This is a genomic window from Achromobacter marplatensis, from assembly GCF_049060505.1.
In the GTDB taxonomy this organism is placed as follows: domain Bacteria; phylum Pseudomonadota; class Gammaproteobacteria; order Burkholderiales; family Burkholderiaceae_B; genus Achromobacter; species Achromobacter marplatensis_A.
This window is the reverse complement of sequence record NZ_JBMGRB010000027.1, coordinates 1-3,204: the sequence shown is the minus strand read 5'-3', so window position 1 is coordinate 3,204 and position 3,204 is coordinate 1. Positions and strand designations below refer to the sequence as shown.

The following is a 3,204-nucleotide window of genomic DNA, read 5'->3' as shown; positions in this document are numbered from 1 at the left end:
CAGTTCCGCGTAGCGCAGGCTGACACCGCCCATCGCCAACGCCGGCGCGTCGGGCGTGGCCGCCGCCTGCGCCGCCAACTGCTCCGGCACGCTTGGCACCCTGCGCGCCGCGCCGCCGTTGCCTTGCGCCAGCAGTCCTAGCCGATCGGACGGCGATGCGCTATCCAGTTCCGATACCGTTTGGTCCGCATCCGCCAGCATCGCCCGCAATACGCAGTCGAATGCCTTGGCCAACGCTTCGACCCGGCCGGCCGCCAGCTTGTCGCGCCGATACACGTAGCGCAGGTTCAGCACGGGCGTCCCGCCGTCGGCGCGCAAGGCGGCTTCCAGCGTCAGCGGGTAATGGGTGGGATCGCTGTTGTGCACCGCTCCAATGCCCAGCCCCCCCGGTTCGGCATCCCGAAGCGCCGCATCGATCGGATAATTTTCGAATACAACTAACGTGTCGAACAACGCCTGGCCGCCCTGCCCGGCCCAGCGTTGAATGTCATAGAGCGGCGTGTGTTGATAGTCCAGCGCCGCAAGGCTTCTGGCCTGCAAGGCGCGCAGCCAGTCGCCCACGTGTTGCGCCGACGCGGCCGGGCAAACCACGGGAACCGTGTTGATGAACAGCCCCAGCAGCGTTTCCGCGCCCGGCAACTCTGCCGGACGGCCCGATGATGTGGCGCCAAACGCCACCGCCGACTGCCCGAGTTCGCGCTGCAGCACGCGCGCCCATGCCGCTTGCACCAATGTATTGGGAGTGACCCGTTGCTGGCGTGCGTATGCGACCAGCCTGGCGCTGTCTTCGACGCTGAAACGGCGCAGGATCTCGCCATGCCCGGTGTCGTGGCCCGAGCCGCCAGCGGCCAACAGCGAAGGCTCTGCAAGCGGCGCCAGTTCCGCCGTCCACCAGCTTTGCGCCGTGGCGCCGTCCTGGCGTGCCAGCCAGGCCAGGTAGTCGCGATAGCGGGCCGAGGGCGCGGCCACCGCGCCGCCCTGATAAGCACGCAGCACTTCGCCCAGCAGGCGCGAGGTGCTCCATCCATCCAGCAGCAGGTGATGGCTGGTCCACAGCAGCCGATACTCGGTATCGGCGGTACGCGCGAGCACCCAGCGCATCAGCGGCGGCGCGGCCAGATCAAAGGGCCGCATCCGCTCTTCGCTTGCCAATGCCTGCAACTCCACGGCGACGTCCGGACGGCCACGCCAATCTACCTCGCGCCACGGCAAGTCCACGTCCCGAGCGACCCACTGGATGGGCGTGCCGCCCGGCGCCTCCGCGAAGCCGGTGCGCAGGGCCTCGTGCCGTCCCAAGGCGGCGCTCCATGCCGCCCGCAAGCGCGCGGGATCCAGGTCGCGCAGGTCTACCTGCAACTGCGTAACGTACAACCCCGCCTCGGCTTCGACCCTGGCGTGGAACATCATGCCCGCCTGCATCGGCGATACGCCGTACAGGTCTTGCACCCGCGGCCACGGCAGCGCCAGGGCGTCCAGTTGAGGCTGCGCCAGCCCCGCAAGCGGAAAATCGGACGGCGTGGCACCGCGCGCGCCAACCGCGCAATGCGCGATCAGCGCCAGCAACGCATCGCGATACTGGTCTGCCCAGGCCCGGGCGCGCGCCTCGCTGAGCCGAGCCCGGCTGTAGCTGAGGGTCATGGTCAGTTGCCCCTGGAAGACCTGCCCATCCACCGATAACTCGTGCCAAAGCGCCGCCCCGCTGTCCAGCGCGTCGCCCGCCGGCTCGGCGGCGGGCGTCCAGCCTTGAACGTCGCCAAAGCTGCCGTCGAACTGGCCTAGATAGTTGAACAGCACGGGCGATGCCGCCAATGCCAGGCCCCGATGCAGCGCGCCGTGGCCCAAGCCGCGGCGCGGCACCGCTCGCAACGTTTCCTTCACGCGCTTAAGCGCTTGGCCATCGTCTCCGCTGGCGTCCAGGACCACCGGGTACAGGTTCGTGAACCACCCCACGGTGCGCGAAACGTCCGGCGCGCCGGGATCGGCCTCGCGGCCATGACCCTCCACGTCGATGCGGACGCGGGCTTGCCCCGTCACCCGCGCCAACATGCGCGCAAGCGCGGTCAATAGCACATCGTTGATCTGCGTGCGGTAGGCGGCGGGCACCTGTTTCAGCAGCGCCAAGGTCTGCGCGGCCGTCAATGTGAAGCCGGTGGACGCGCGCAAGCCCGCGTTGGCCGGCGCGTCGAGGGCATCCACGGGCAGCGGCGTTGCCGGGCCCGGGTCAGCGACGGCGCGCCAGTAGGCTCGCTCGGCAGCGTCCATTTTTTCCGGCAAGCCGGCGATATAGCGGGTCCACTCGCCAAAGTGCGCCGTCTTGGCCGGCAACCGCGTCGGGCGGCCCTGCCGCGCCGCCTGGTACGCCGCCTGCAAGTCTTCCAGCAGAATGCGCCATGACACGCCGTCGACCACCAGATGGTGAACCGCCAGCAGCAGGCGGGCGCTGCCATCGGCCATGCGCACCGACAACGCCCGCAACAATGGCCCCTGCGACAGCGTCAGGCTGCGCTGGGCCTCGTTGCAGCGGGCGGCCAATTCCTCGGCATCGGCGGCATGCGCGGTCCATAGCAGATCGGTTTGCACATCATCTTCGGCATAGCGCTGGGTCCAGCCCTGGCAGGCTTCGTAGAAGCGAAGCCGCAGGCTGTCATGATGCGCGACCAGTTGCGCCAATGCCGCGCGCAAGGCGGATTCGTCCAGCGCTTCGGGCGGCCTCAGCAACACGGCCTGATTCCAGTGGCTGCGCACCGGCATGGCTTGCCGGAAGAATTCCGCCTGAATTGGCAACAACGGGATTTCGCCGGTTGCGGGCGTCTGTATCGCCGCCGTCTGGCCGACCAAGGGTTGCGCGACGGCGGCCAACCGCGCCACCGTCTGGTGTTCGAAGACATCCCGAGGATGGATAGCCCAGCCCCGTTGGCGCAGCCGCGCCACGATCTGCAAACTAAGAATGGAGTCGCCGCCCAGTTCAAAGAAGTTGGCGTCGCGGCCAACGGAGGCGCAGCCCAGCACGTCGGCCCAGATGGCGGCGATGGCGGTTTCCGTCGGGCCTTCTGGCGGTGTGGCGTCGGCTTGATCGTCGAACACCGGGGCCGGTAAGGCCTTGCGGTCGATCTTGCCGTTGGTACTGAGCGGCAAGGCGTCCAGCGCGATGATGCGCGACGGCACCATGTAATCCGGCAACTCGCGGACCAGCGCGGCGCGTAG

At 68.6% G+C, this 3,204-nt stretch carries 1 protein-coding gene; it reads right to left on the bottom strand.

Translation table 11 applies throughout. The features are described 5' to 3' along the window. On the bottom strand, nucleotides 1–3,204 hold a 3,204-nt coding region (locus tag ACI0FO_RS29370), incomplete at both ends, for a condensation domain-containing protein (RefSeq protein WP_416032087.1).